The sequence below is a fragment of the Halogeometricum pallidum JCM 14848 genome (genome assembly GCF_000337095.1).
Taxonomy (GTDB): Archaea; Halobacteriota; Halobacteria; order Halobacteriales; family Haloferacaceae; genus Halogeometricum; species Halogeometricum pallidum.
On the sequence record NZ_AOIV01000011.1, the window covers coordinates 116,838 to 140,922 of the forward strand.

Annotated in this window: 17 protein-coding genes; all 17 read right to left on the minus strand. The window is 66.1% G+C overall.

Features of this window, described 5'->3' with window-relative positions:
* Position 1: 1 nt before the first annotated feature.
* The 17 genes from C474_RS06740 to C474_RS06825 all read right to left on the minus strand — a co-directional run bounded on the left by C474_RS06740 (position 2) and on the right by C474_RS06825 (position 24,041).
* Positions 2-2,362, minus strand: coding sequence for a phage tail protein (locus C474_RS06740; RefSeq protein ID WP_008385191.1), 2,361 nt, complete (start codon positions 2,360-2,362; stop codon positions 2-4).
* Positions 2,362-4,539, minus strand: a complete 2,178-nt coding sequence (locus C474_RS06745) for a putative baseplate assembly protein (protein WP_008385193.1) — start codon at positions 4,537-4,539, stop codon at positions 2,362-2,364. The genes C474_RS06740 and C474_RS06745 overlap by 1 nt, the downstream gene beginning before the upstream one ends.
* Positions 4,539-7,982 carry a putative baseplate assembly protein gene (locus C474_RS06750; RefSeq protein ID WP_008385195.1) on the minus strand — a complete coding sequence of 1,148 codons (3,444 nt, stop codon included), beginning with the start codon at positions 7,980-7,982 and terminating at the stop codon, positions 4,539-4,541. Before C474_RS06750 ends, C474_RS06745 begins: the two co-directional genes overlap by 1 nt.
* A gap of 9 nt (positions 7,983-7,991) precedes the next feature.
* A complete protein-coding gene (locus tag C474_RS06755) occupies positions 7,992-8,381 on the minus strand; it encodes a GPW/gp25 family protein (RefSeq protein WP_008385197.1) in 390 nt (129 codons plus the stop codon).
* A 45-nt stretch (positions 8,382-8,426) separates the two neighbouring features.
* Positions 8,427-8,717 (minus strand): PAAR domain-containing protein, encoded by a 291-nt coding sequence (locus tag C474_RS06760; protein ID WP_008385199.1) that lies wholly within the window; start codon positions 8,715-8,717, stop codon positions 8,427-8,429.
* 24 nt (positions 8,718-8,741) lie between these two features.
* Positions 8,742-9,458, minus strand: a complete 717-nt coding sequence (locus C474_RS06765) for a phage baseplate assembly protein V (RefSeq protein WP_008385200.1) — start codon at positions 9,456-9,458, stop codon at positions 8,742-8,744.
* The gene (locus C474_RS06770; protein WP_008385202.1) at positions 9,455-10,483 is read right to left on the minus strand and encodes a phage late control D family protein; all 1,029 of its coding nucleotides are present in this window, start codon (positions 10,481-10,483) and stop codon (positions 9,455-9,457) included. The genes C474_RS06765 and C474_RS06770 overlap by 4 nt, the downstream gene beginning before the upstream one ends.
* The gene (locus C474_RS06775) at positions 10,484-11,155 is read right to left on the minus strand and encodes a CIS tube protein (RefSeq protein ID WP_008385204.1); all 672 of its coding nucleotides are present in this window, start codon (positions 11,153-11,155) and stop codon (positions 10,484-10,486) included.
* 1,638 nt (positions 11,156-12,793) lie between these two features.
* The gene (locus tag C474_RS06785; protein ID WP_008385208.1) at positions 12,794-13,180 is read right to left on the minus strand and encodes a hypothetical protein; all 387 of its coding nucleotides are present in this window, start codon (positions 13,178-13,180) and stop codon (positions 12,794-12,796) included.
* A 204-nt stretch (positions 13,181-13,384) separates the two neighbouring features.
* A complete protein-coding gene (locus tag C474_RS06790) occupies positions 13,385-15,433 on the minus strand; it encodes a phage tail protein (protein ID WP_152421615.1) in 2,049 nt (682 codons plus the stop codon).
* Positions 15,403-17,820, minus strand: coding sequence for an eCIS core domain-containing protein (locus tag C474_RS06795; RefSeq protein ID WP_049916788.1), 2,418 nt, complete (start codon positions 17,818-17,820; stop codon positions 15,403-15,405). Before C474_RS06795 ends, C474_RS06790 begins: the two co-directional genes overlap by 31 nt.
* A 6-nt stretch (positions 17,821-17,826) precedes the next feature.
* Entirely contained in the window at positions 17,827-20,064 is a 2,238-nt protein-coding gene (locus tag C474_RS06800; protein ID WP_008385210.1) for an AAA family ATPase, read from the minus strand.
* A gap of 6 nt (positions 20,065-20,070) precedes the next feature.
* Entirely contained in the window at positions 20,071-20,523 is a 453-nt protein-coding gene (locus C474_RS06805; RefSeq protein ID WP_008385212.1) for a phage tail protein, read from the minus strand.
* Positions 20,523-20,771: a DUF6760 family protein gene (locus C474_RS06810; protein WP_008385214.1), complete on the minus strand. Its 249-nt coding sequence runs from the start codon at positions 20,769-20,771 to the stop codon at positions 20,523-20,525. The genes C474_RS06805 and C474_RS06810 overlap by 1 nt, the downstream gene beginning before the upstream one ends.
* A 2-nt stretch (positions 20,772-20,773) precedes the next feature.
* Positions 20,774-21,229, minus strand: a complete 456-nt coding sequence (locus C474_RS06815) for a hypothetical protein (protein WP_008385216.1) — start codon at positions 21,227-21,229, stop codon at positions 20,774-20,776.
* Positions 21,226-21,663, minus strand: a complete 438-nt coding sequence (locus tag C474_RS06820) for a phage tail protein (RefSeq protein WP_008385218.1) — start codon at positions 21,661-21,663, stop codon at positions 21,226-21,228. The genes C474_RS06815 and C474_RS06820 overlap by 4 nt, the downstream gene beginning before the upstream one ends.
* A 101-nt stretch (positions 21,664-21,764) precedes the next feature.
* Positions 21,765-24,041: a choice-of-anchor D domain-containing protein gene (locus C474_RS06825; RefSeq protein WP_008385220.1), complete on the minus strand. Its 2,277-nt coding sequence runs from the start codon at positions 24,039-24,041 to the stop codon at positions 21,765-21,767.
* Positions 24,042-24,085: the final 44 nt, after the last annotated feature.

Sequence of the window (24,085 nt, forward strand, 5' to 3'; positions counted from 1 at the left end):
GTCAGAAACTGTCCGCGTGCTCCCACAGCATCGAGTCGACGCCGAGGCTGGACCGGTCGACGACGAACTCTCGCGTCGCGAGCGCGGTGTTGAGTCCGAGATACGAGTGCCCCCCTAGCCGAATCCACGGTGTCAGTCTCGCGACACGGCCGACGGCGTGAATCGGCGTCTCCGTCTCGACGAGTCGTTCGAGCGCGATGACCTCCTCGTCGGTGACGCTCGGGCCGACGAGGACGACGAACCCGGCGGGCGAGTTCACGAGCCGTCTGTACGGCTCTCGGGCGGGCGAGTCGGGAGCTATCGGGTCGAGATCGGCGTGTTCCCAGAGGGCGACCGCCCTCGCCAGTTCCGCGGCGACCTCTGCGGGCGTCGGGTCCTCGTCTGCCGTCTCCTCGCCGCCGCCCGGACCGTCCGAATCGCCGTCCGAACCGTCGTGCTCGTCGTTCTCCTCGACGGAGTCGTCGGATTCGTCGACGACCGCACTCGACCCCGCGTTCGCGTCCAAGTAGAGACGGAGCATCGAGAGCAGTCCGGTCGGCGTCCCGCGACGCTCGAACAGCGACGGTGCGTTCACGACGAACGCTCGTCGGACCGAGTCGGGCCACGTCTCGTCCGTCTTGATACCGATCCACCGGCCAAGCCATGAGAGCGACTCCGAGGGGACGCCCTCCCGGTCCAGATACCTCGTCAGCGTGTCGACGTTGCGTTCGATGCTCTCGAAGTCGCTCTCGGGTATCGACAGGTACCGTTCGAGGAACCCTGCGCTCTTCTCGTCCGCGCGGTATATCGACGGCAAGTAGCGAAGGTACGACTCGCGCGGGAAGAACGCTCGGAGTTCGCGGACGCGTGGTGAGGCGTACTCGCTCCCGACCAACTCTAACTCTACCCACAGATACCGCCCGGTCGCATCGACGAGTGAATCACGCGGGTTCGGACCCGGTGTCTGTTTCCACGAGACCGCACGCTCGGCGGCCGCGTCCAGCCACTGCCGGGCCTGCGTGCGGAGCAGACCCACCCGTTGCGGTGACGCGGCGGCGATCGCCGCCAGTCGGTCTGCGTCGTAACCGATGAGCTGTGACGACCACGCGACGCCCGCGTTGCGAAGTCTCCGGGCGTACGTCGGCCCGATTCCGGGAACCGACTCGATGGGTACGTCGCCAACGTCGTCGTCGTCGGTCGCGCCGTACCGGAGTCGAACCTGTGAACTCGATTCGACCGTGCCGACGCCGACTCGCTCTTCGCCCACGTCCAGCGTCACGCGGTGCCATCGAACGCCCGAGATGCCCGAATCGAACCGCGTGACCAAGCGGGCGTCGAACCGTCCGGTCGACTCGTTTCGGCGGTTTCGTCCCGCCTCGACGACGAGCGCGACGTTCTCGGTATCGTCGTCGACGACGTAGTAGGCACCCGCTCGACTCGTGGACGTCTGTACCGCGAGGAGCCCCGTCGGGCGCAGGGGAAGCGAGTCGGCGGTGACGGCGACCGTCTCGTCGAACGCCTCCGAGAGGTGGTATCGACGGACCGCACCGACCTCTGTCTCGTCGACCGCACCGACGACGACGAGCGTTCTGTCGTCTTCGCCGGCCTGTACGACCAGCCGGCTCGCGTCGAGCGTCAGACGCTCAGTGTCCACGTGTACGTCGGGACGCGGCGCGACCCTCTCACCACCGTCGTCACCTCGACCGACAGCGAACACGCGGACGCGCCACGGGTCACCGTCCGCGCCGTCTTCGCTCTCGTCGCCTCCGGCGTCTAGCACGGCGAGGACACCGTCACCACCGACCGCGAGGTCGCGAGGCGCGGTCAGACCGTCGACGACCACCGTCGGCGCGACTCGGCCGGCCGGATCGATCTGCAGTACGGTGCCCTCTCCGCGTCCCTCGCCGCCGTCGAGGAGGTAGATCCTCCGGTTCGATGCGGCGAGTGCGACCGTCTCAGCGGACGCAACGCCGTCGAGTTCGCGAGCGAGGCCGGTCCGCCGTGGGACGGCGAACAACCGACCACCCGTTCGTCCCTCGTCCGCGCTCTCGCCCGTCGCGATATACATCGTCCCCTCGTGGAGACACAGTGCTCGCGGGTAGGCGAACCCGTCCGCGACGCCGTCGCCGTCGAAGTCTCGGTAGTGACGGACGTCTCTCGTCCCGGTGTCGTACCGCCGTATCGTCCCGTCACCGGTGAGGACGTACAGTCTCTCACAGGGGTCGAGTGCGATGTCGACCGTGCCGTCCGAACCCGCCTCGTGGACCACGGTCGGAACGCCGAACGTGCGCTGGATGACGACGCCGTCGTCGACGAGCGCGTTCGTCCCTCGCCACGCGTTCCACGCCTCCGGCGTCGTCGTCCCGACGAAAGCGGCCGGCATTAGGGGTTTACCCCCGCCGTCTCCGAGCGGAACTGGACCGAGACGTCGTGTGCGACGGGCCTGACGAGCGCAGACTCGTCGATGAGGACGTTTCCCTCTTCGTCGACGCCCTCGTGCCCGTCGGCGTGGACCGACACGTCGATGACCCAGTCGACGCCCGACACCTCTTTGACCACGCCGTAGAGTTCCGATTTGTAAACAGACCGGCCGAACGGCCAGCCCGTCCCCTCGAACCCGTGTTGCGGGTCGAGGAACGCATCGAGTGCCGCCTCGATAGCGCGGGACCGTCCCGCTATCGAGTAGCCGGGGACGATTCGCGCGTCGACGGTGACACCGATATCGACGTAGCGGGGCGCCGAGACCTCGACACGGTCCGTGAGCAGGCGGTGTTTTTCGAGGTGTCGTTCGACCGCCGTCAGGACGCCGCGACTCGGTTCGGGGTCCACCGAGTTCGGGAGCGTGCTGTACGGCAGGACGGTAACTCGCGTTACGTCGGACCCGTCGGGACCGACGCTGGGGAGGACGCGCGCCGCCGCCCGTGAGACGCGAATCCCTGGCGTGTGCTCCGCCAGATATCGGTAGTCGTCGACGGTCACCGCTCGGTACGGCGTGCGGAGGTCACGTTGAAGTCGGGCGACCGCGGCGTCGATTGATTCGGCGTCGCTCGCGCCCGTCGCGGACCCGACCGGCGTCACTGTCGCTCGCGTTCGCCACGGTGCGTCGGCCGTGCGCTCGTCCGCCGCTCCTTCGTCGGGGGCGAACGCCCACACCGCCGTTTGCGGGACGTTACCCTTGGCGCCGCCGCCGTGAATCGAGGTTTCGGCGAGCACGCGTCGACCGACCGGCGGAACTGCGCCACGGACGTTGTCGCCGAACCGAACTTCGCCACGTTCGCCGTCGAGCACGTAGTGGGTGTCGTCGGGTCCGGAGGCGTCGAAGTCGACGACTTCGGTCCACCGGTCGCGTCGTTCGCCGTCTCCCCGTCCGGCGACGAGGGCGATTTCGGCCGAGAGCACCGGCGACTCCGAGAACACGTACGTCTGGTTCGGGAATGCGGTCGTCTCGACACCGCCGTCGGGTCGTCGGAGGACGGTCTCTGTCCGCGTGAACCGGTTCCGCGCTTCGACTGCGTTCACCTCGATACGGTCGATTCGCGGCGGAATCTCGTACCCCGGCGTCGAGACGCGACACCGGAGACCGACGAGCGACCGCGCTTCGTCCGCGACGACGGAGTCGGGCCGCCTCGAAGTTGGGGGGACCACCCCCGTGGTCGATTCGGCCCGTTTGACGGTCCCGCCGGACTGCCCTGCGGTCGATTCAGTCGGTCGGTCGCCGGCTTCATCTCGGCCGTCCGAGCGACCGGCGGCACGGCGCGGCCGCCAGTCTCCTGGTGACCACTCCTGCGGTCGGCGTACCGTGATGCGCCCACCGCGGTAGAACCGCATCGTCTCGTCGCGTACGACTTCGAGCGGTCGCCATCGGCCGCCGTCGTCCGCGGTAGCGTAGTACTCCCACACGAGTTCGACAGAGGGTTCGAAGAACGTCTCGTCGACTTCGTGCGCGGACACCGGCGGGAGGTCCGCTTCGTACAGCCTGACCGAGAGGTCGAGTTTCGTCGCGTTGGCGAACGGGTCGGAAGTGAATCCGAGCGTGAGCGTGCTTCCTCGCTCGGCGACCGGTCCGAACGCGAGGTAGTGCACGCCGCCGGCGCGATTGGATTCGAGTTGGTCCGCCGTCCCCTCTCGGTGAGCGCTCTCGATTGCTGCGAGGTCCGCGACGCTCAACGTCACCGGTTCGGTGGTCTCGAAGACGACCGGTTCGCCGGTGTCGTCGGTGGCGACGAGTCGTTCTCCCGCGGGAATCGTCATCCCGTCGAGCGCGCTTGGGAGGGCGTCGCCGCCCGGGCCGTGGAGTCGCAGTTCCACCGACGCCGGCGTCGGCGGCGACGGACGGACGCCGAGCAACCAGAGATACTTCAGGACGTGACGCTCCGTCACTTGGTCGAGTCTATACCGCGCAGCTTCGGCGACCCACGCGAGGGTCTCGAGGATCGTGATACCCGGGTCGTGGGCGTTGTGGTCGGTCCACTCCGGCGCGTGGACGGGGATACGCTTTCGAGCGTCCGCGAGGATGTCGGTGTAGCCGCGGTCGTCCAGTTCGGGAACGTCGACACCCATCAGAACCCACCCGTAGCGGTCACGTCGTGCGTCCCGCTGAACGCCAGTACGTCGGACGCGACCGTCGGAAGCGGTTCGCCCTCGGTCACCGTCACGTCGCGTTCGCTCCCGCGGTACGTCACCGACAGCCGTTCGACGTGGTCGACGCCGTCGACGTGCTCTAACATCGCGTACAGTTCCGAGAGCGAGGGTAATTCGCCGAACCACCAGCCGGTCCCGCCCGGCCCGCCGGTAAGGGGGTTGAGGAAGGCGTTGAGACTCTCGGTCACGCGACGTTCGAGCGTCGAAACGCTCGTGGCGCCGACGCCGACGACGTCGGCCTCGACAGAGACTGTGACGAAGTTCGGTCCCCGGACGAGCAGTCGTTCGCGACCGGGCGTCAGGAGCGACGCCGGGACGTGCTGGTGCAGTGCGTCACGGACCTGTCGACGGAGTTCGCGGGACGGCACCGGCTTCCTGTCTCTGGAGTCGGGGACGACGACCAGCGTGACCCACCCCGGCGTCAGTTCTCCCGAGGGGCCCAGTCCGGAGAGACACTTCGCGCGCGCCACCCGCGGGGAACTCGCCTCGGTGATTCGTTCGAGGTCCGCGGCCGAGACGACCCGACCGCGGTCCCGAATCGCGCCCGGTGCACGGTCGATTACCTCCGCGTTCGACTCCTCGTCGGAACCGCCGTCGGCGGGGACCCAGTTGGTGACCGACTCGACGAGGGGAATCGCGCTCGTCAGTCCCGTGACCGCACCGGCGGAGACGTTGCCGGCGGCACCACCACCGGTACGGTACGTCATGCGGACGTTCTCGCGGCCTCGCGGCGGGATGCGTCCGGCGGTGCCGTCGCCGAACTGAATCTCTCCGGCGACGGCGTCGAGCGTGTAGTGACGGTCGGTCGCGGTCGAATCGAGGAGAGTCGGGACGTGCGTCCACCGCACCCAGAACTCGCGGACCGCGCCGTCCGGACCGGTGACGGACTCGACGTCGTCCGAACGAGACGCCGCGACGTCTTCTTGTCTCCCCACCGAGAGTGCGGCGAACTCGTCGACCCAGACCGTTCCCTCGAGGACGGGCGACGTGCTGGCCGCGAACGTCTGTCCCTCCGACCCATCGCTCGACCCGAGCACCTCGCGGCGAATCGTCCGCACGTCGCGGGCCCACCCGGTGTTCGAGTAGATACCCCCGAGCGTCGGTGGGGCGGTCGTTCGACCCGCCGTTCGGTCTCCCGCGACGAGTCGCTCACCCGTCCGTTCCGGGACGACGGCGTCCCCTTCGGTGACGGACGCGTCGCGAGCGAGTCGCTCGTCTCGGCGCACGAGTAGCGGGTCGTCCGAGACGGCGAACTCGTCGCGCGCGAACCGCGCGCGGAGCCAGTGGAGTTCGGTTCCGAACCGTTCGCTCGGAACGGTGGCGTCCTCGAACAGCAGACGGACCGTTCCGCGTTCGGTCAGGCCGACCGTTCGGTCGGTCGCGTCCACGACGGTCCACTCGTCGCGTCTCGGGTCCACACACCGCTCCCAGCGGAGTCGTGGGCGGAATTCGGCGGGGTACTCGCGCGTGCCGCTGTCGAACAGGACGCTGATCGGTCCGTCGGTGAGCGGTCCGTCGAACCCGAGATACACCGTCTGGGCCTTGTCCGGGACCCCCGAGAACGGCCGTATCGGTTCCCCACCCTCGCCCAGGCTGGTTCTGTACCGTAGGTTGTTGTGCGTGACGACGTGCGAGACCGGTGTGCGGGCGTTGTACGTGATCCTGAGGTCGCCGTACTTCGGTGGCGATCCGGTCGTCTTCGTCACGATAGTTCGCTCTGTCGTCTCCGTCTCCGACCCCGCTTCAGTCGTCTCCTCCAACTGCGTGTACGTCGTCCGGACGTACGCTCCCTCGACGAGACGGGCGCGAATCCAGTACCCTTCGCGGCCGACGACGCTCGTCGACGCGAAGTCGTTCGGAACCGTGAAGCTGACAGTCCCCTCCGTCTTCAACGCCGAGGTTCCGTCCGTGACTCCGGGGAGGCGCGTCCACCCGACGCCGTCCCAGTACTCCCACGAGAGACGCGGTATCTCGCCGCGGATACCCCGGTCGTCGGTGTCGTCGTCGTCGGCGTACGTGAATCCGAGCGTCACTCGCTCTCCACGCTTCGTGAACGCCTCGCTGGAGGCGATGTAGAATGTGTCCTGTGGGGTCGGTCCGAACGGATGAAACGACTCGCCCGCTTCGATAGCGAGCGGCGAGACACCGGACAGGAGCGTGTCGGGCCGGATGCCGCCGCTGAACGCGGTTCCGCGAGTCAGCACGCGAAACGAGGGATCCGAGACCGAAACCGAGAACAGGTCCTGGAGGAGTTCGCCGTCGGGGAACCGACCGCGGATCCACTTGCTCTCGACGCCGGCCACCGCCGTCGGCGTCGGTTCGCCCCCGACGGTGAAGTCGAGCGTCACCGTGGACGGGCGGCCGCCCGCGGCCGAGCGGTCGGCGGGAGCGTCGAGCGACCGGAGTTCTTCGACGGCCACGGACCGGTCCCCGTCCGTCGCGTCTCTCGGGAGTAACCCGTCGACGACGACACCTTCCGTTCGCGGCGACCGGTCGGCGAACCACTCACGAACTGCCGCAGCGACGGCCGTGAGGCTGGCCTGTCCGTCGGCGGTGCCCGTCTCTCGGACCTCGTACTTTGGTCGGCGGTCGGCGACGCGCGTCGCGAGACGTCTCGCGGCCGCCCGGACGGAGTGGCGACGGTCTCGCTCGCTCGTTCGCGAGTCGAGCGGATGCCAGTCCTCCCGTTCGTTCCCGTCTGCGTCCGTTTCGACGCCGTAGTACTCCCACGTGAGACAGTCGCGGAACAGTTCCGGCGGCGACTGCGTCGTGAACAGGAGTCGAAGGAGAGAACCGGGCGCCACCGTCAACAGGTCGTCGTCGCCGAGGTAGAGGGCGTGTTCCTGTCGGTTCTCGCCGCTGAACAGCGAGAGTTCGCGCGGCGGTCCGGCGGCGTCGTTCTGAGACCCTGCTGGCGTATGGTTGTAGATTGCGTCGGTCCGAGGCGCGACGCTGAATACGCGTCCGAGTCGCGCCGGTGTCGCCTCGAACGCGTCGCTCTCATCCACCTCGAACGTTCGTTCACCGCCGTCGAGTCCGGTTGCGACGATCCGCGTCTCCGCCGGTATCGGGACGTTCGTGCTCGCTGACGGTGTGACGGCGACGGAGACGGCGACGCGAGATGGCGACGGCGGAGCGCGCTCGAATCCGAGGGTATCGATGAACGCCGCGCGGTGTTTCTCGACGAGTCTGTCGGCGCGCTCGGCGACGTCACCCGCGAGCGCCGCGTGGAGACGCAGTAACGCCGTTCCGAAGTCCGCTTCGGCGGCTTCCCACTCCGGGACGTAGTACGGTGCCCGTTCGAGCGATTGGCTGAGGATGTCGGTTTCGTCGCGTCCGTCGATGGTAGGTTCTGTCGGCACGTCTCCTCCTCACTCCTCGAGGTAGAACGGGTAAACCAGGTTTCGACGCGCGTTGCTGCTCCGAATCCGGTACGCTATCTCGACGAGGAGTCGCCCGGCGTCGAGGTCCGCCGTCGACGTGTCGACTCGCTCGACGTCGATTCGGGGTTCCCAGCGGGCGAGTGCCTCTTCGACGCTCGAAGAGATGAGCGTTCGAGTCGTCGTGTCCACGACGGCGAACGCGTAGTCGTGGATGTCGCACCCGAAGTCGGGTCGCATCACGCGCTCACCTTTCGCCGTCCCGAGGATGATCCGAATCGACTGCTCGATGTCCGTCTCGTCCGCCGCAGCCACGATGGTGCTTCGGCTGTCCGTCCGTACGGGGAAGTTCCACCCGGTTCCGAGAAACGTTCGCGTCATTGTTGGTGTTGTCCTGTTTCGTTCGTCTGCGATGGCGCTGTGTCGTCACCCGATCATTACCGTCGAGCAGCCGACCGCAATCGTGTTCGGCGGCCCGGCTTCGGTGACGACGTCGCCCTGTCTGGCGGCTGGGAGGCCGTTGATGAGTACGGTCGCACTACCCGCCGCGACCGGACCGCCGACGTGCGGGACCGTACCGGTCACGAGGGGGCAGACGTGAACGTCCGCCACCGCGCGCCACGCCGGGAGTCCACCGATGAGTACCGTCGGGCTCCCGACACCAACGAGGGGCGTTCCATGGGCCGTCTGGTCGGTCACGCGGGCCGCGGGGGGCACCTCAGACACCTCCGAGCGTTCGGGTCAATTTATCATCACCATCCCGCCTTTGAGCGTGAGGACGCCTCCCGCCCGGACGGTGACGTTGCCGTCACCGGAGAGTTCCATCATCGGTGCGGAGAGTCTGAGCGTCCCGCCCGCCGATACCTCGACGGTGCTCGTGACCGCGTCGAGGACGACGCTGTTCGCTCCGGTCTTGTCGGTGACGGTGACCGCCTCGCTGCCGGGAGTGTCGTCCAGCGCGACCGTGTGGCCGCCGTTCGTTGCCAGTGTGATCGAACTGGCACCGTCGCTGTCGTCCAGGACGAGCGTGTGACCGCCGGCCGTCGTGAGTTCGAGCCGCGACTTCCCGTCGGTGTCGTCGAAGACGAGTTCGTGCCCGCTTCGCGACCGGACCAGACGCACGTCGTTCGACTCGCTCGCGTTGTCCTCGGGTGGTTTGTCCTTTCCGTTCCAGAGCGCTCCGAGGACGTACGGGTAGTGAATGTCGCCGTTCTCGAAGGCGACCAGCACCTCGTCGTCGACTTCGGGGAGAAAGTACGTCCCCCGTTCGGACCCGGCCATCGGGACGGCGAGTCGCGCCCAGTAGCTCTCGTCTTCGGCGTCTCGCCACGGGTACGTCACCTTCACACGACCGAGTTTCTCGGGGTCGACGTTGTCCGTGACGACGGCGGCCCACACGCCCCGAATACCCGTCCGCTCCTCTCGGTCGTCGTCACCGAACCGTTCTCGCGAGCTCATAGTGACCGCTCTGTCACCTCGAACGTGGTGGAGTATCCCGAATCAGACACACGATGTATAGAACCCTTAACATAATAAACGTTCGTGAACATATCGATGTTCTCTAACCTTATCGTCTCACCAGCCCGAACCTCCGGGAGTCCGACCGACTCACCGCTCCCGCTGACGGTCCGGTTTCGGAGTCGGTCGAGTGCCGCCACAGCCTCGCGATCCGCTTCCTCTTTCGAGGCGACGGGGAGTCGGAAGACGCGCGTCGCGTCGCCGCCGGCGGGGTTCTCGGCCGTACCGACGATTTCGCGTTTGTTTGCCGGGTCCCAGTGTCGAACTTCGACGGTTCCCACCTGCGTTTCGTCGGCGAACTCGGGCGTGAACGCTCCGATCGACTGTCCGTACTGGAGTGTGACGACGGGGTCGGCGTCGTACGGCGGTGGTCGAAACGCGAGTGCGCCGTTCCGAGAGAACAACTCGAAGCCGTTTCGGTCGGCGAGTCGGACGAGGAACCGGTAGTCGCTCTCGCTTTCTTGGAACAGTTTTCGGTGGACGACGTTCGTCGACTCGACGGTCACCTCCGCGAACTCGTACGCGGAGACCACGTCCGAGACCACGTCGCTATCGGTCGTCTCGTCCCACGAACGCGACCGCGTCTCGTGCGTCATCGCGAACGACCGGTCGTACCCATTCACCTCGACTGCCGGCGGGCCGTCGGTCGAGAAGGCCGGTCGGACGGAACTGACACGACCGTCGAACATCGGTTCCAGACGGTCCGCGTAGCCGATCGAAACGAGGAGTCCGCTCCCGACCGCGATCTGGTTCCAGTCGACTCCGGCGAGTGCCCCGGTAGCGGGGTCGAACGGTGCGCCGAGCACGAACGAACACCGGTCCGCACCGTCGACGATCGTATCGACTTCGAGTTCGGTCACCAGTCCGTCGGCCTCCGTGTACGTCGTCTCGCCGACCTGCACCTCGAAGCGCGGCGCATAGAGGCCGTCGTACTTCCCTTCGAGTTCGGCGAAGTCCGTCGGCATCTACGGCTCCCGCGGGGGGATGACGAGCACCGTCCCCACTCGCAGTTTCTTCGGGTCCTCTATGCCGTTGGCGTTGGCGATGCGCCGCCACTCCGTCGGGTCGCCGTACTCCTCGCCCGAGATGGCCCAGAGCGTATCGCCCTGGACCACGGTCCGCGTCCGCGTCTGGTCTGTCGTTTCTTCCGCCCCGCCGCCCTTCTGTTCGTCACGGCCCAACTGGAGGCCGGTGAAAGAGATGCCGACGCTCGCACGGACCGGCGTGCCGTCCGGCAGGAACATGGTGAACGTCTTGTCGGCGCTCATCAGATGGCCAACGAACCCGAACGTCCCCCAGATAAACCGACAGCTCGGGGGTGCGTGTCGCTCTTCGCTCTTCGTCAACAGTGCGTCGAGTTTGTTGGTGTACTCCTCGCGTACGTCCAGTCGCCTCTCGTACGTATCGAACAGGAGCGTCATCGAGAGCGTCTCCGGTTTCCCGCCCGCGAACTGCGGGTCCGCGGTCGTTCGCCCGGCGGTGTTCTGCTGTCTGTAGTTGACGTCGGTGACCAGTTTGTACTCCGCCGGGTTGAACGTGACCGTGACCGTCTTCGCGTCGTCGACGCGCTTGTTCTTGTCGAGAATCTCGATTCGCGCTTTCGTGAGTTCCGTGCTCGTCGCGCGGTCGGACGCCATCTCAGAGCCCCCTCCGTTGGCGCTCGATACGGTACTTCCGCTCTAACTGACCGTACAATCGGTCGACGAGTCGATTGACCTCGTGTCGGTTCATCGCGTCGAGTGTCGCGGCCGAGAACGGGGGGGTCCGCGACTCGGATTCGGGCGTCAACGACGCCCCGTCGGGTGGCGTCGCCCGCGACGTCCGAACCGGGCGATGGCTCGTCGGGTCGGCTGTCGTCGCGGCGGAAGCGGACGTCTCCGACGACGAATCTCGTGAGCGACTGGTGTCTGTCACGCGATAGGTGAGCGGTTCGTCTCGGGTCGCAGACGAGGTGACGGACTCGCTCGAACCGTTCGATAGTCGACCGGAGGAGGCGGTCCGGAACGACCCGAGACTGGCCACCTCGTCTCGCCGACGTCCAGTCTTCGACTGCACCCACTCCGAGACGGTGCCGTGACCACGACCCACGACGGGACGAACGGTCGTCGTCGAAGCCTCGTCCCGCGTCTCGACGGCCTCACCGAGTGAGGTTCCACGGTGACGCCGAAGTGCCGTCAGAGCGCCGGCGGGAGACGAGAGCCGATTCGGCTCTCGGACTCCAGAACGGGTGGTATCGAACGAGGTGACGGCCGGTCGTCGGGACTTCAGAACCGTCAGACCGGGGTGCTGCACGTAGAAGAGAGCCTCAAATCCTCCTCTCCACCGGTCGGCGAGACGCTCCGGAGTCTCACGGACGCTCGGAGCCGAACGACGGTCGACCCCCCGCCCGAGCGGCGTGACCTCGTGTAGCGACTGTCGTCTTCGGGATGCGGTCCTCCCGCGTTCGTCGTCACCGCTGCCAGCGTGACCGCTCTCGGCCGGTCGGCGGACATGCTCGAAGACGAGGGAGCGAGGGAAGAGCGGCGGGGGCCGCCCGAGATTGCTGTGATCGGCCGAAGTCGGGCGTTCGCCGTACCGTCTCTCCGTCGTGTTCGTACGTCGTCTGCCGACGAGCGGCGGTCGCGTGTGAACGAGCAGACTCCCCGGCGAAGGCGGGTCGTCGGCCGTAGCGTAACGCTCGTCGCTCTGTCGTCGAAGCGCCTGTGAGGCCCCTCGTCGGAGAGACGGCTGGGCGACGACGGCCGGGCGAACCGTCGCCATCCGTGGAGCGACTCGGAGTTTCGTCTCTCTCCACGTCCGGTCGACAAACGGAGTCGAAGGCCGAGTGGAGTCGAGGCCATCGCTGCGAGCGTCGTTACGCTCTGAACCGAGTCGAGAGACGCCGGTTCCGACGAGTACGGTCGTCGCTGTCGGTGGACGGCGAACGTCGGCGGAGTGATGCTCACCGTCAAGGACGACGCGCGTGTTCTCCCCCCGTCGTTCTCGTATCCGTTCGACTCTCGTTTCCCGGTTGTGCCTCGTCTCTCGGACGCGCCTCTCGCGTATCTCGCGCGTCTCGTGGAAGACGGCGAGGACGAGATAAGACAGGTCGATAGCGGTCAGTTGGTCGGGAGAGTCGGCGAGCGACCGTCTGGTCGAGAGGCCCTCGAACGGCGAGAGGAGACCGGCTATCTTCGGAGAACGACCAGGCATCCCCGGAGCGAGCGTCGTCCGTAGCCGAGTCAGTGCGAGCGCGTTCGAAGAGAGGGGTATCTCGACCCCGTCGACGACGTGTATCACGGTACCACCACGGAGACAGCCGAATGCGGCTCCTGACGCACAGACGTCAGGAAAAGGTATAACGGTTTCTCCCCCGAAGTCGGTACGGGCGGACGTGACGAGAGCTGAGCGACGTCCGACAGCAGTTGCTGAACCGCAGTCACGAGTTTAGACGCGAACCCCTTCAGGGTCGAAACGAGTCCGTCGAATCCGAACTTCGCGACGACGAGAGCACCGCCGACGATCCCCGCGAGACCGACCGCCACTTCGGCCGCACCGATAGCCAGGGTTACCCCGAACAGCGTGACGACGCGTTCGAGGACGGCCCGTCGCGTGCGCACCACCATCGTCGCGTCGGCGCGTTCGCCCTGCCTGAGTTCGGCGATTCGGAGCCGGTCGCCCACGCCGGTTGCTGGGTCTGTCCCTCGGCGACACCGGCACCAAGTGCGAGCACGACCGACCGACAAGACGGGAAGCGCGACTCTCCACTTGGAGTCCCTCGCCATCGTATCTGATTCGTCACGTGTCGCGATGGCGGTTTTGCCGAGATATCCGGACGGTGCAGGATGTACGGAAGTGTTCGTGGCAGACCGCAGAGACGAGCATCGTCACTCCTCCGTGTGGTGGATGATGCCGTCCTCGTCGACGGTCAGGCGACGGAGTCGTGAGCCCGGCGGACGCCGTATCACCCAGCGGCCCTTCTGGTTCTGATACGGTCTGTCGTAGCCTGCGCGGAGGAGTTCGTTCCACGTGTTCGCGTCCTCGATAGCTCGACCCTCCCAAACGGGGTGTTCGGACTCCTGCGCGTCCTGGAGCAACAGCGCATCGGACACCAGATCGTATATCGTGTCGTACTGCTGGTTCGCTGCCTCTTCGACCCGACTCTCACTCGGGACCGGTTCGGACTCTCCGCGACGCATGCCATTGGTCAGCGGACCGCACCCCTCCTCGGCGTGCAGCCACTCGGCTCGAATCGCCTCCGAGGTCCGTTCGACGGCAGACTGACGGAGGGTTTCGAACGCTCTGGAGATGTTGCTGATGGCCTCTTTGGCGATTGTCTCTGCATCGTCTCTGTTGCCGCCGTGGTACACCGTGACTGCCCGTCCGATCGTCTCGGATATCTCGGCGTCGCGCATCTGCGCTTCGAACCTGGCCGACAGTCGGTTGTCGACGGGGTCTTTCCGTTTGGCCGCACCCTTGTAGATCAGGAGTGTCGTCATCCCGTCGTCGAACTTGCGAAGCGTCTTACGACTTCGTTCCGAGAACCCGACTGCGAATCGGAGATTACGAGCGGTCGCGAACGGGATGATGTGCTCGGACTGCGTGTGGTGTATCTCCGGGCCAGCAGTTCTCCCCGGTGGCTGGTCTCCGTGAACCGCGATCTTGCCGATATCGGGCGCGCTAACTCCCGGCATCTCACAGAGTCCCTCCTCGAAGAGGTCGAACAGGCGCCCGAGTACGTACGCGAGCGATTTCTCGGCCGTCTCAGTTTCCTTGTCGGCCGACTCGAATCCGTCACCCCCTTTCGACCCGCGGAGTTCGTCTGCCGCCTCTTCGGCCTCCTTCTTCGTGAGTCCGAGTCGCTTCTCTGCCTCTGCGAGTAACGTCCGGGCCTCCGTTTGCGTCTCGGCGGTTCGAGGCGCTTTGACGTCCGTCTTCCCACCTTCTGCCTGCTTCAGACGAGTCTGCCAGTCGCGTATCTTCGCCGCGACGAGGCCCTCCTGGCTCGCGACGACGACAGTCGGCTTCTGGCCCTCGATTCGGATGAAGAGCCGGTGTGTCTCACCCGCTCCGGTGAACGTCACCGTCTCACCGACTTCCGAGTCGCCCGCGGTCGGTTTTCCGGCAGCGGCGGCGTCGTCCTTCGTCCTGTCGAGTCCGATCGCACCCAACACTGACTCCACTTCCTTCACCGCCTTGTCGACGAGCCATCCGAGCGCTTTGTCCACTATCCCCCGGACACCGCTAACGATCTCCAGGATCTTCTCGCCGATGTCGTCGATACCGAGTTGTTTCGCGAGGAATCCGATGGCGATGGGGATGATGTTGGCCAGGCCCTCCTCTAGCTTCTTCGCGCCGGGTTCGATGTCGCCGCGGGCGATGCTCACGAGTGCGGTCACGTAGTCGTTGACGACCGAGAGGATGTCGCGCATGTACTCGATGGCGGACGTGACGGCGTTGAAGAACGCCTTGAACGTGTTGATGACAGCCATGACGCCGGTCGGGTCGACCAGACTCAGCAACCACGTCGCGGCGCGCTCGATCACCCGCTCCATAATCCACTCTTGGGCCATCTCCAGCACCGTGTCCCAGAGGCCGCTGATCTGTGACTCGATGTACTCCCAAATCGCGGCGACGCCGCGTTCCTGTACGTCCTTCACGAAGTTCCAGATACCGGTCACCCGGTCGATAGCGCCGCGGATACGCTCGACGTTCTCCTCGCCGATACGCTCTCCCAACAGCTCCCAGAGTCGGTCGACGCTGATACCGAGCACATCGAGTGCGAACCCGAGCACGGATTCGAGAGAGGTGATATCCGGTGACTCTATTCCCGCGTCGCGAAGCCCCCGGAAGAGCCAGTCGACGAGGCCCTCGCCGAGATAGACGAGTGCGTTGTCGAAGAAGTTCACGAACCCCTGCTTCTGTCTCTTATACACATCTCTGAGCGNCCATCAGAGATGTGTATAAGAGACAGGCCGATGGGGTCGCGTTTCACGTCGTCTATCGCCCGCATCACGTTGGCGACGATACTCTCGAGCAGTTCGGTCGGGAACTGCATCGCCGCGAGGACGAGGAAGAATATCTCGCGGAGGACGACGTTGACGAACCCGAACAGCCGAGAGACCGGCTTTTTGAACCGAGCGACTATCGCGAGGACGGTGTCGAACGGCTTGGCGAGTGCCTCTATCGTGACGAGGTCCCACACCTCGGTGAAGAGACCGCGGATGAACTTCCACGTGATACCCAGCCGTTCGATCGCCCCCTCAATGCGCGCGCCTGCCTCCGCGACGACGCCCGACTCTGCCAGTTGCTGATAGATTTCGCGCCCGCCCGGGAGGAGCGTGATGAACCCGCGAATGAGGTTCTCTGCGGTCCTGGGGACTGTCTCTCCGGTGAACGGATTCTGCCCGAGGATGACCGTGAGGAGGTCGAACCCGGGCAACTCCGAGTCGACGTGTTCGCTCAACCACCCGAGGAGAGCGTCCTTGATACGCGAGAACACCTCGGAGGCGACGGTCCACGCGAACGCTCCGACTTCGCTCACGAAGTCGAAGACCTTCGTCGCCAGCGACCGGAGGTTGTCCGTGAGGTTCAGGATGTTCCGTGGTTGGATGGCTTCCCACGCGCTCGCGAACAGGCCTCCGAGCTTCTTGAGAAGTCCTTTGAACGTCTCTATCTGCGTAGCCACCCACTCTGCGGTCTCCTCGACGGTCTCCCGTTCGCGCATCTGCTGAAGGTGTTCCTCCTTCCCGATGTAGAGCAGGAAGTCTTCGAGAATCTCGGTCGGCGTCGCTTTCACCTCTTCGTCGCGAAGCGGGTCGTAACCGAGAACCTTCTTGACCAGCGACCAGAGTCCGCTGTCGCTCAGGAATCCCTCGGCGACACCTATCGCCGCCTCTTTGAGCAGTTCCATGACCTTGTCGAGCGCGCTCCCGACGAACGCCTTCAGTTCGAGGTACATCGGCCGGAACTTGTCGATGAGGATACCGAATATCTCCGACGGCTCCAGGAGACTCACCTCGTCCCACGCCTCCTCTAAGATGTTCCAGATTCGACTGAGCGAGAGGTCGGGTACGTTCTCTTCGAGCCACTCGAACGCGTCGTCGACGATACCGCGTTCCGAGAGCGCGTCGTAGACGTCGGCACCGAACGGCATCAGTTCGACGACCCCTTCGAACAGGTTCCGCGCGTTGAAATCGACGTCTTCGTCCGTGACGGGGTTGTAGCCGACGAGTACGGTCGCGAGTGTGTATCCCGGGACGCGCCGCGCGATGTCCTCCGCGTCGATACCGGGGAGGTCGTCGAGGCTCAATCGCTGGACGTGCGGGACGGAAACGCCCGCATCCGCGTCCTGTTGGACAACGTGCGTCGCCTCGTGCGCCATGAGTTCGAGGTCGTACGCCGACTCGCCGCGCCCGAGGAAGATGTGATTCCGGTGCGTGAAGGCGCGAGCGTGGAGACTCCGGGCGGCCGTCGTCGCCGCCGGATCGGTGTGGACGCGCACTCCGTCGAGTGTCGTTCCGAGCCTCGGCTCGATGCGGGCGCGAACGCTCCGTGGGACGGGGTGGCCGACGCCGGCCCGACGAATCGTCGCGGCGGTCTTCGGCGTCACCGGTGCGGCCGCCGACCGCTCTCCCGTGAGTCGCGCCTGAACCGGTTCCGCTTCCTCCTCGTCCTCCGCCTCGACGACCTGCCGCGCGGTCTCGTCGCCGCGTCTGCTCACCGGAAGCGTCGAGACGACTGGCGCGGGTCGGTTCGCGGTGACTGCCGCCGCGACGGCGTCCGCTTCACGCTCGTACTGGTCGGTCGGTCGGCTCACCCGTAACTTCGGGAAGACGGCGAGGGAGTCCGACGTCGAGACGGGATTTACGGCGGGTTGGGTCGCGGATACCGGTCGCTCCGCTCGTTCACCTGACGCTGTGGTCGGTTCCGGGGACTCGTCCTCGCGTTCGTCTTCCACTCTGGACTCGCTCGGTTCGTCGCTCTCACGGGCGGCCGACTCGGTGGCCGAGTCAGATGCTCGCGCTCTCGGCGGTGATGGCCCGCGCGTCTCGGCACTCGACGTCACCGTCGGAACCGGCGGCTGCCCCGGTCGAACCGCGTCGAATCGACCGCGCCGGTGGAGCGACTGGACCGCTTGGTTGCCTGCGGTACGTTGCAGGCGGAGGAGCGTAGACGCGCGTACGCCCTCGCTGGAGCGGTCACCCTCGTCGCGACCGGCCGTCTCAGAGCGTCGGCGGGTGGGCGACCCGTCGGTCGTCGATGTTCGAAGCCTCCGCTGGTCCCCCGCGACCGACTCTCGGTGGCTTCGTTCGGCGTTCATGGCTACTCACGTGAGGTCGTCTTCGTAGTCGGCGAACGTCTCGGGGGCGACCAGGGTCCCCGACTTCTGGAGTTCTCGGCGAACCGCTCTGACGACGTGCGGCATCCGCACGTCTTCGCCCGCCTCCGCGGCGACGAACGCCGCCGTCAGCGCCGCGTTCTTGATGCTACCGCCGGTCAACTCCAACCTCGACAGGAACTCGACGTCCAACTCGTGGACGGGCGTCGCCTCGGGGAACACGCCGCTCCAAATCGCCGCGCGCGCCGCCTCGTCCGGGCGCGGGAACTCGACGCTCAGGTGGATTCTTCGAGTAAAGGCCTCGTCGATGTTGCGCTTGAAGTTGGTCGTGAGGATGACCACCCCATCGTAGGTTTCGACGCGCTGAAGCAAGTAGTTCACCTCGACGTTCGCGTACCGGTCGTGTGCGTCTTTGACCTCTGAGCGCTTGCCGAACAGCGCGTCTGCCTCGTCGAACAGCAGCACGGCGTCGCCCTTGCCCGCCTCGTCGAAGACGCGGGCGAGGTTCTTCTCCGTCTCGCCGATGTACTTGCTGACGACCGACGAGAGGTCGATACGGTAGAGGTCGAGTCCCGCCTCACGGGCGACGATGCTCGCCGCCATCGTCTTTCCGGTCCCGGACGGACCACTGAAGAGCGCCACGAGACCGTTACCCGTCGCATATCGATCGGCGAACCCCCAGTCGTCGTACACGGTTCCGCGGTGCGCGACGTGCGCGGCCACCTCGCGGAGTTGCGTCATCCGCTCGTCCGGGAGGACGATGTCGTCCCAGCCGTACGGTTGCGGGACCGACTCCGCGAGGTCCGAGAGCGAGCCGCCCGCTTGTCGCCGGCAGGCGTCATACAGCGCCGAGACGGTCGGATTCGCGGCGTCTGTCGACTGGCGAGCCGTCTCGACGGCGTCGCGGATCCCACCGGGAGTAAGGCGGAACTTCGATGCGAGTGCGTCGACGTCCGTCTCGTCGACGTCGGTCTCACCGAGGGCCGACCGCCAGAGTCGACGGCGCGTCTCGGCGTTCGGAACGGAGAGCGGGAGCGCGACGAAGACGTGATTCGACGGCGGTGACCGCGGTTGCCAGTCGGCCTCACCCGAGAGAACGACCGGGCCGACGTAGTCGTCGACGGCGGTCACGAGTCGTTCCCGTCCGTCGACCGGTAGCGAGTCGAGGCCCCGAATCGAGAGCACGGCGTCTTGGAGGACGGCTTCCCGTCTGACCCGGTCGAGTACCGCAGTGATCTCCGGAGCATCGCCCGTCACTCGCGCCGCTTCCACGGCGAGGAGCGACCGGTCGTGAGAGCGAGCGACGGCCGTCGCCACCGTGTGTCTGCCGGACCCGCGGGGACCCCAGACGTAGGCCATCGGCGGACGAGGGTCGGTCGTTGCGCCGTCGCCGTCGGGGTTGTGACGATTCGGACTCACCGAGAGCAGTCGAGCGATCGCGTCCCGCGAGTCATCGGTGAGACCGAGTGTCCGAACGAGATCGGCGTGATCGACGCCCGTCTCGTCGGGGTCGAAGCGTTCGACGACACCGTCGAGAGCCGCGTCAACGTCGTCACTGCCGAGGAGGTAATCGACGATTCGTTCGTCGACGGTCACCGGACGCGAGAGGAGCGAGGCGGCATCTCGGTCGTGGAGGCGAAGGAGTCGGTTGCGAACGAGCGGTCGTCCGTGCGCGAACGGTCGCCTGACAGCCGTCGGGTCCTCACCGTCCGACGACAGGAGCGTACAGACGAGGCCGACGGTGGGTCGCTTCGCGGTCACGTCGTCGTGGAGATACGAGTACAGCGTCTCGTACCTCTGGCCGAACGCCGGTGCGAGTGCGACCAAGAGCGCGTCGACGTCGGTCCGCGAGAGGTCGAACCGGTCCGCGAGACGCGGGAGTCTGAGTTCCGTTCCCGCTTCGACCGTCAGTCTCGCTCTCGTCGCTATCGCGTCTGCACGCGCGGCGGCGGCGACGAGGAGTTCCGCGTCTCCCGCGGTATCGTGACCGTCCCCACTAGAGCGACCCCGTTCGGCCACGTCCGCCGGAAACAGCGAATCGGCCGTCTCGTCGGAGACGTACAGCCCCCTGAACTCGTCGACCGTACCGTCGTGAGACGCCCACCACGCTTCCAGGTGATACCGGAGAAGCAGGTCGAGTCGGCCGAGTTCGTCGCGGAGGTGGTCGACGCTGTCGGTGTACGGGGCCGCACCGGCGAGATTGGAACCCGACTGACTGTCAGTCATCTGTGGTCACGTCGAGGGGAGTCCCTCGACTCTCTTGATACCGGCGTGGGTGAACTCGAGCGTCTCGAACGCGACGGCCGACTGCTCTGCGTTGAACTCGGGGCCGGTCCACTTCACCGGGTAGGCGTCGAGGAACGACCACCCCCAGACGCGGTTGCCGGGTGCGTCCTGCAGATACACGTCGACTCGTTCCCGTCTGACGACGCCGTGCGTCGTGGCCCAGATCCAGTCCCAGAAGTCGACGTAGTCGGTTAGGCCGCGTTTCAACACGAGGTTCTGGTGTCCAAAGCGGGCCGGGAGTTTGTGCGTGTTGGTGTTTCGGCCGCCCTCCTCGACCTCTTCGGGTTGCATCTCCATCGACAGACCGCCGACGCTGGAGAACCCGCCGACGACGACGCCGCCTATCTCGACGACGAACCGATGGGCGAGGAACGGGTCCGTCCGCTCGTCGTCCGCCATCAGAGATCACCCAGGTCGAGCGATTTTCCCGTGAGACTGTCCGACGACGGCCCGAACGGCGTCGGCGTCAAACTCCCTCTCTCCACGCCGGAGTCGGCGTTCATCCGCTCGTTGATGCGGCTTATCTCCTCGCACCACCGACGGCGCTCCCAGTGGGGAAGGTCGAGGACGTCGTCGTGCGACCAGTGGAAGTGGTACGCGACGAACGAGAGTTCCTCGTACAACTGGTCGAGCGGATAACGCGTCATGGTTACGGATTTCCCGACGGCGAGGCGGTGCTCACCTCCTCGTCGTCGAAGGGGTCGTCCGGCGCGCCCGATTCGTTCGTGTCTACCGACGCCGGTCCGGCGTGGAGTTCGACTTCGTGTTCCTCACCGCACGACGGACAGACGGCGTCGGCAACGTCCGCGCCGCGGGTGTTTATCCGGACGTAGAGTTCCTGCAGGTAGTCGAGGTCCGAGACGAAGAGGTTCTCGACGACGTTCGGCGTCACGTCGTCGATACCGCCGAGTCTGGTGACGACGCGCGACAAGAGGATGATCGTCAGATACGACTCGTTCGACCGGACTCGTGGGTCCTTCAGCGGGAGAATCTCGTCGGCCGCCGTCGCGAGTCGCATGACGCCGTCGCGGTGGAGCGTCCCATCGTCGTCGACGTATCCGCCCGGCAACGTGAACTCGAACTCGGTCTGGAGCATCCCGCTCATGCGGTTCGCTCCATACCTTCGTGGACGATTTCAATCGATTCGATGGCGACGTTGTTCTCGGTCGCGTTGAGGTCAGGGGCGTCGTACTGCCGCGGCCACGCGTTCGTGAACTCGTACCGCGGGCCGGCGTTGCCCTCCTCGTCGAGGACGACGACGGCGATGTTACGCCGCGCGTCGTCGACCTGTCCGTCCGTCACCCCCTTGCGCCATTCGAATAACTCCATCGAGTCGGTGACGCCCGTTTGGAGCGTGAGATTTCCGTAGGCGGTACGCCCGGCGAGTTTCCGGTTCGTCGCGGAGTCGTCGCCGTTTCGGTACTCGACCAGTTCCGTCTGTACCTCGGGGATGGTCGCCTGGCTGAATCCGGCCTGCGTGATTCCGTCGATCTCGAGGAGGAACCGGAAGTTTCGGTACGGTCCGTGTCTGTCTGGCATGCGTAATTACTCCTGTGTTCGGTGGTCGCTGTCGTGTGCTGTGCGTCCGTCGTCTCGGTCGGTCGGTGTCGGCCGCTGGCGGGGACGAGAGTTTGCGGACATCAGTTACCGGCGTCTCCCGTCCACTGCGCGATTCTGATGATGACGAACTCGGCGGGCTTCACCGGCGCGACGCCGACGAGAACTTTTAGACGGCCGTTGTCGATGTCGTCCTGTGTCATCGTCGTCCGGTCGCACTTGACGAAGAACGCCTCTTCCGGCGTCGTTCCTTGGAGTGCGCCATCGCGCCACGTCGTCGTGAGAAAGCCGCTGATGCTCTGTCTGACGCGCGCCCACAACGCTTCGTCGTTCGGCTCGAAGACGACGTGTTGGGTGCCCTCGTCCAGCGACTCCTCGATGTAGAGCAAGAGTCGTCGGACGTTGACGTAGCGGTGGGCGGCGTCGCTGGACGACGTTCGCGCGCCCCAGACGCGGATGCCGCGTCCGGGGAAACTCCGGATGCAGTTGACGCCCTTCGGATTGAGCACGTCTTGGTCAGCCTTCGAGACGGCCTTCTGGAGGCCGAGCGTACCGCGGACGACTTCGTTCGCGGGCGCTTTGTAGACACCGCGTTCGGTGTCGGTTCGGGCGTAGATTCCGGCGACGTGTCCACCCGGCGGGACCAGCGTCTCCGCGTTCGTCGCCGGGTCAGCCACTCGAATCCACGGGTAGTAGAACGCCGCGTTCTTCGAATCAACCGGGGGTCGGAGTTTCGACGGTCGTTCGGCGCGTTCCGGCGCTTGGATGACCGCGAATCGGTCCCCCATTTTCTCGCAGTGGTCGACGACTTCGTTCGTCAGGTTGGCGACGGTCACTTCGTCCGGCGCGTTGACGATAGAGATGTCGTCGACTTCCTCGAACGCGGCGAGACCGGTCCGTTCGCCGGCCGTCTCTCGACCCTTGTAGTCCGACAACTGCGCTGGTCCGGCGGACCCGCCGTCGAGTCGGGCGACGACCGGAGCGTCGGGCGTGCCCGTCGCCGGGCGACCGTCGCCGAGACGGCGTAGCGTCACGAGGTTCGACGAACCGTTTATCACCTTCTCGTAGTAGTTACTGTGGTTCTCGTTCGTCGAGAGGTTGTCGTACACCTCTTCGACCGCCGGGTCGGGGACGGCGTCGTGTTCGGGGTCGGCACCGTGTTCGAACGCCACCTCGGCGTCGGCGTCGCTCCAGTAGCGGACGGTGAGTCGGAACGGGGCGTCGTCGCCGCCCGCCTGCACGCCCGTCACGTTGCCGACGACGAGGGCGACGTTGTTCCCCCACTGACCGGGCCCGACCGCCGTCGCTTCGGCGACCGGAGCGCCCTCTTCGGAGGGTACCGTCTCGGCTGGTTCGTCGTCGCGGGCGAGGTTTCCGACGAGGCGAACGACGACCTGTCCGTCGTCGAGTGCCGCGGTAATCGTCGCCTGTTTCGGACCGTCGTCGCCCGGAGTGAACCGGGCCGAGAGGTCCATGGCGTCACCCGGTGCCAGCGTCGTCGTCTCCCCCTCGCCGAAGTCGGTGGTTACCACGAACTCGTCGTCTTCCGTGTCCTGACCCGCCGCGACCGAGACGTCGTCCTCGGCGACGGTGACCGCGGCGTCACCGGTGTTTCGCAGCGTGACCGTCTGCGTCGCCGTCTCCTCGGCCTCGACCGACCCGAAGTCGACTCGCCACGGAGACGCGTCGAGTAGGCCGTCGCGGGCGGCACCCTCGAGTCGGACCGAGAGCGGTTCGTCGCCCGCATCGACTTCGAGCGTCGCGTTCTTCGCACCCGCGCTCTCGGGTTCGAACGTCACCGTGAGTTCCGTCGACTCACCCGGCGGCAACGTCGTCTCGCCTTCGAACTCGGCAGTGGGAACGAACTCGGCGTCCTCGGTGTTCGTGCCGCCGGTGACTGACAGGTCCGCCGTGCTGAGGACGAGTTCTGTCCCGCCGACGTTCGTCACGGCGAGCGTCTCCGCCGCCGTCTCGCCGACGGGGACGAGTCCGAGTCCGAGTCTTCCGACGGTGCTCAACGTTCCAGGTGGGGGGTCTCCGCCCGCGCGGAGCGTGAACGCCGCCATCTTCGCGTTCTTCGGCGTCACGCGGGCGACGTAACAGCGCTTCCCACCGTTCCGGAAGAACCCCTCGACGGCGTAAGCGAAGTACTTCGTCTGGAGCGCACCGCCCTTCCGGTAGAGGTCGAACCCCCCGTACGTTCGCTCGAACTCGGCGAAACTGTCGATGAGTCGAGGCTCCGTCGGCCCTCGTTCCGTCTCACCCAAGAAGCCGGCTGTGCTCGTACTCACTCCTTCGATGGGTCGGGAACCGATCTGTACCTCCTCTACGTACACGCCCGGCGCCAGATACTCGGGCATCTAGCACACGCTCCCGAACGGGTCGGCGTTCATACGAGCAAGAC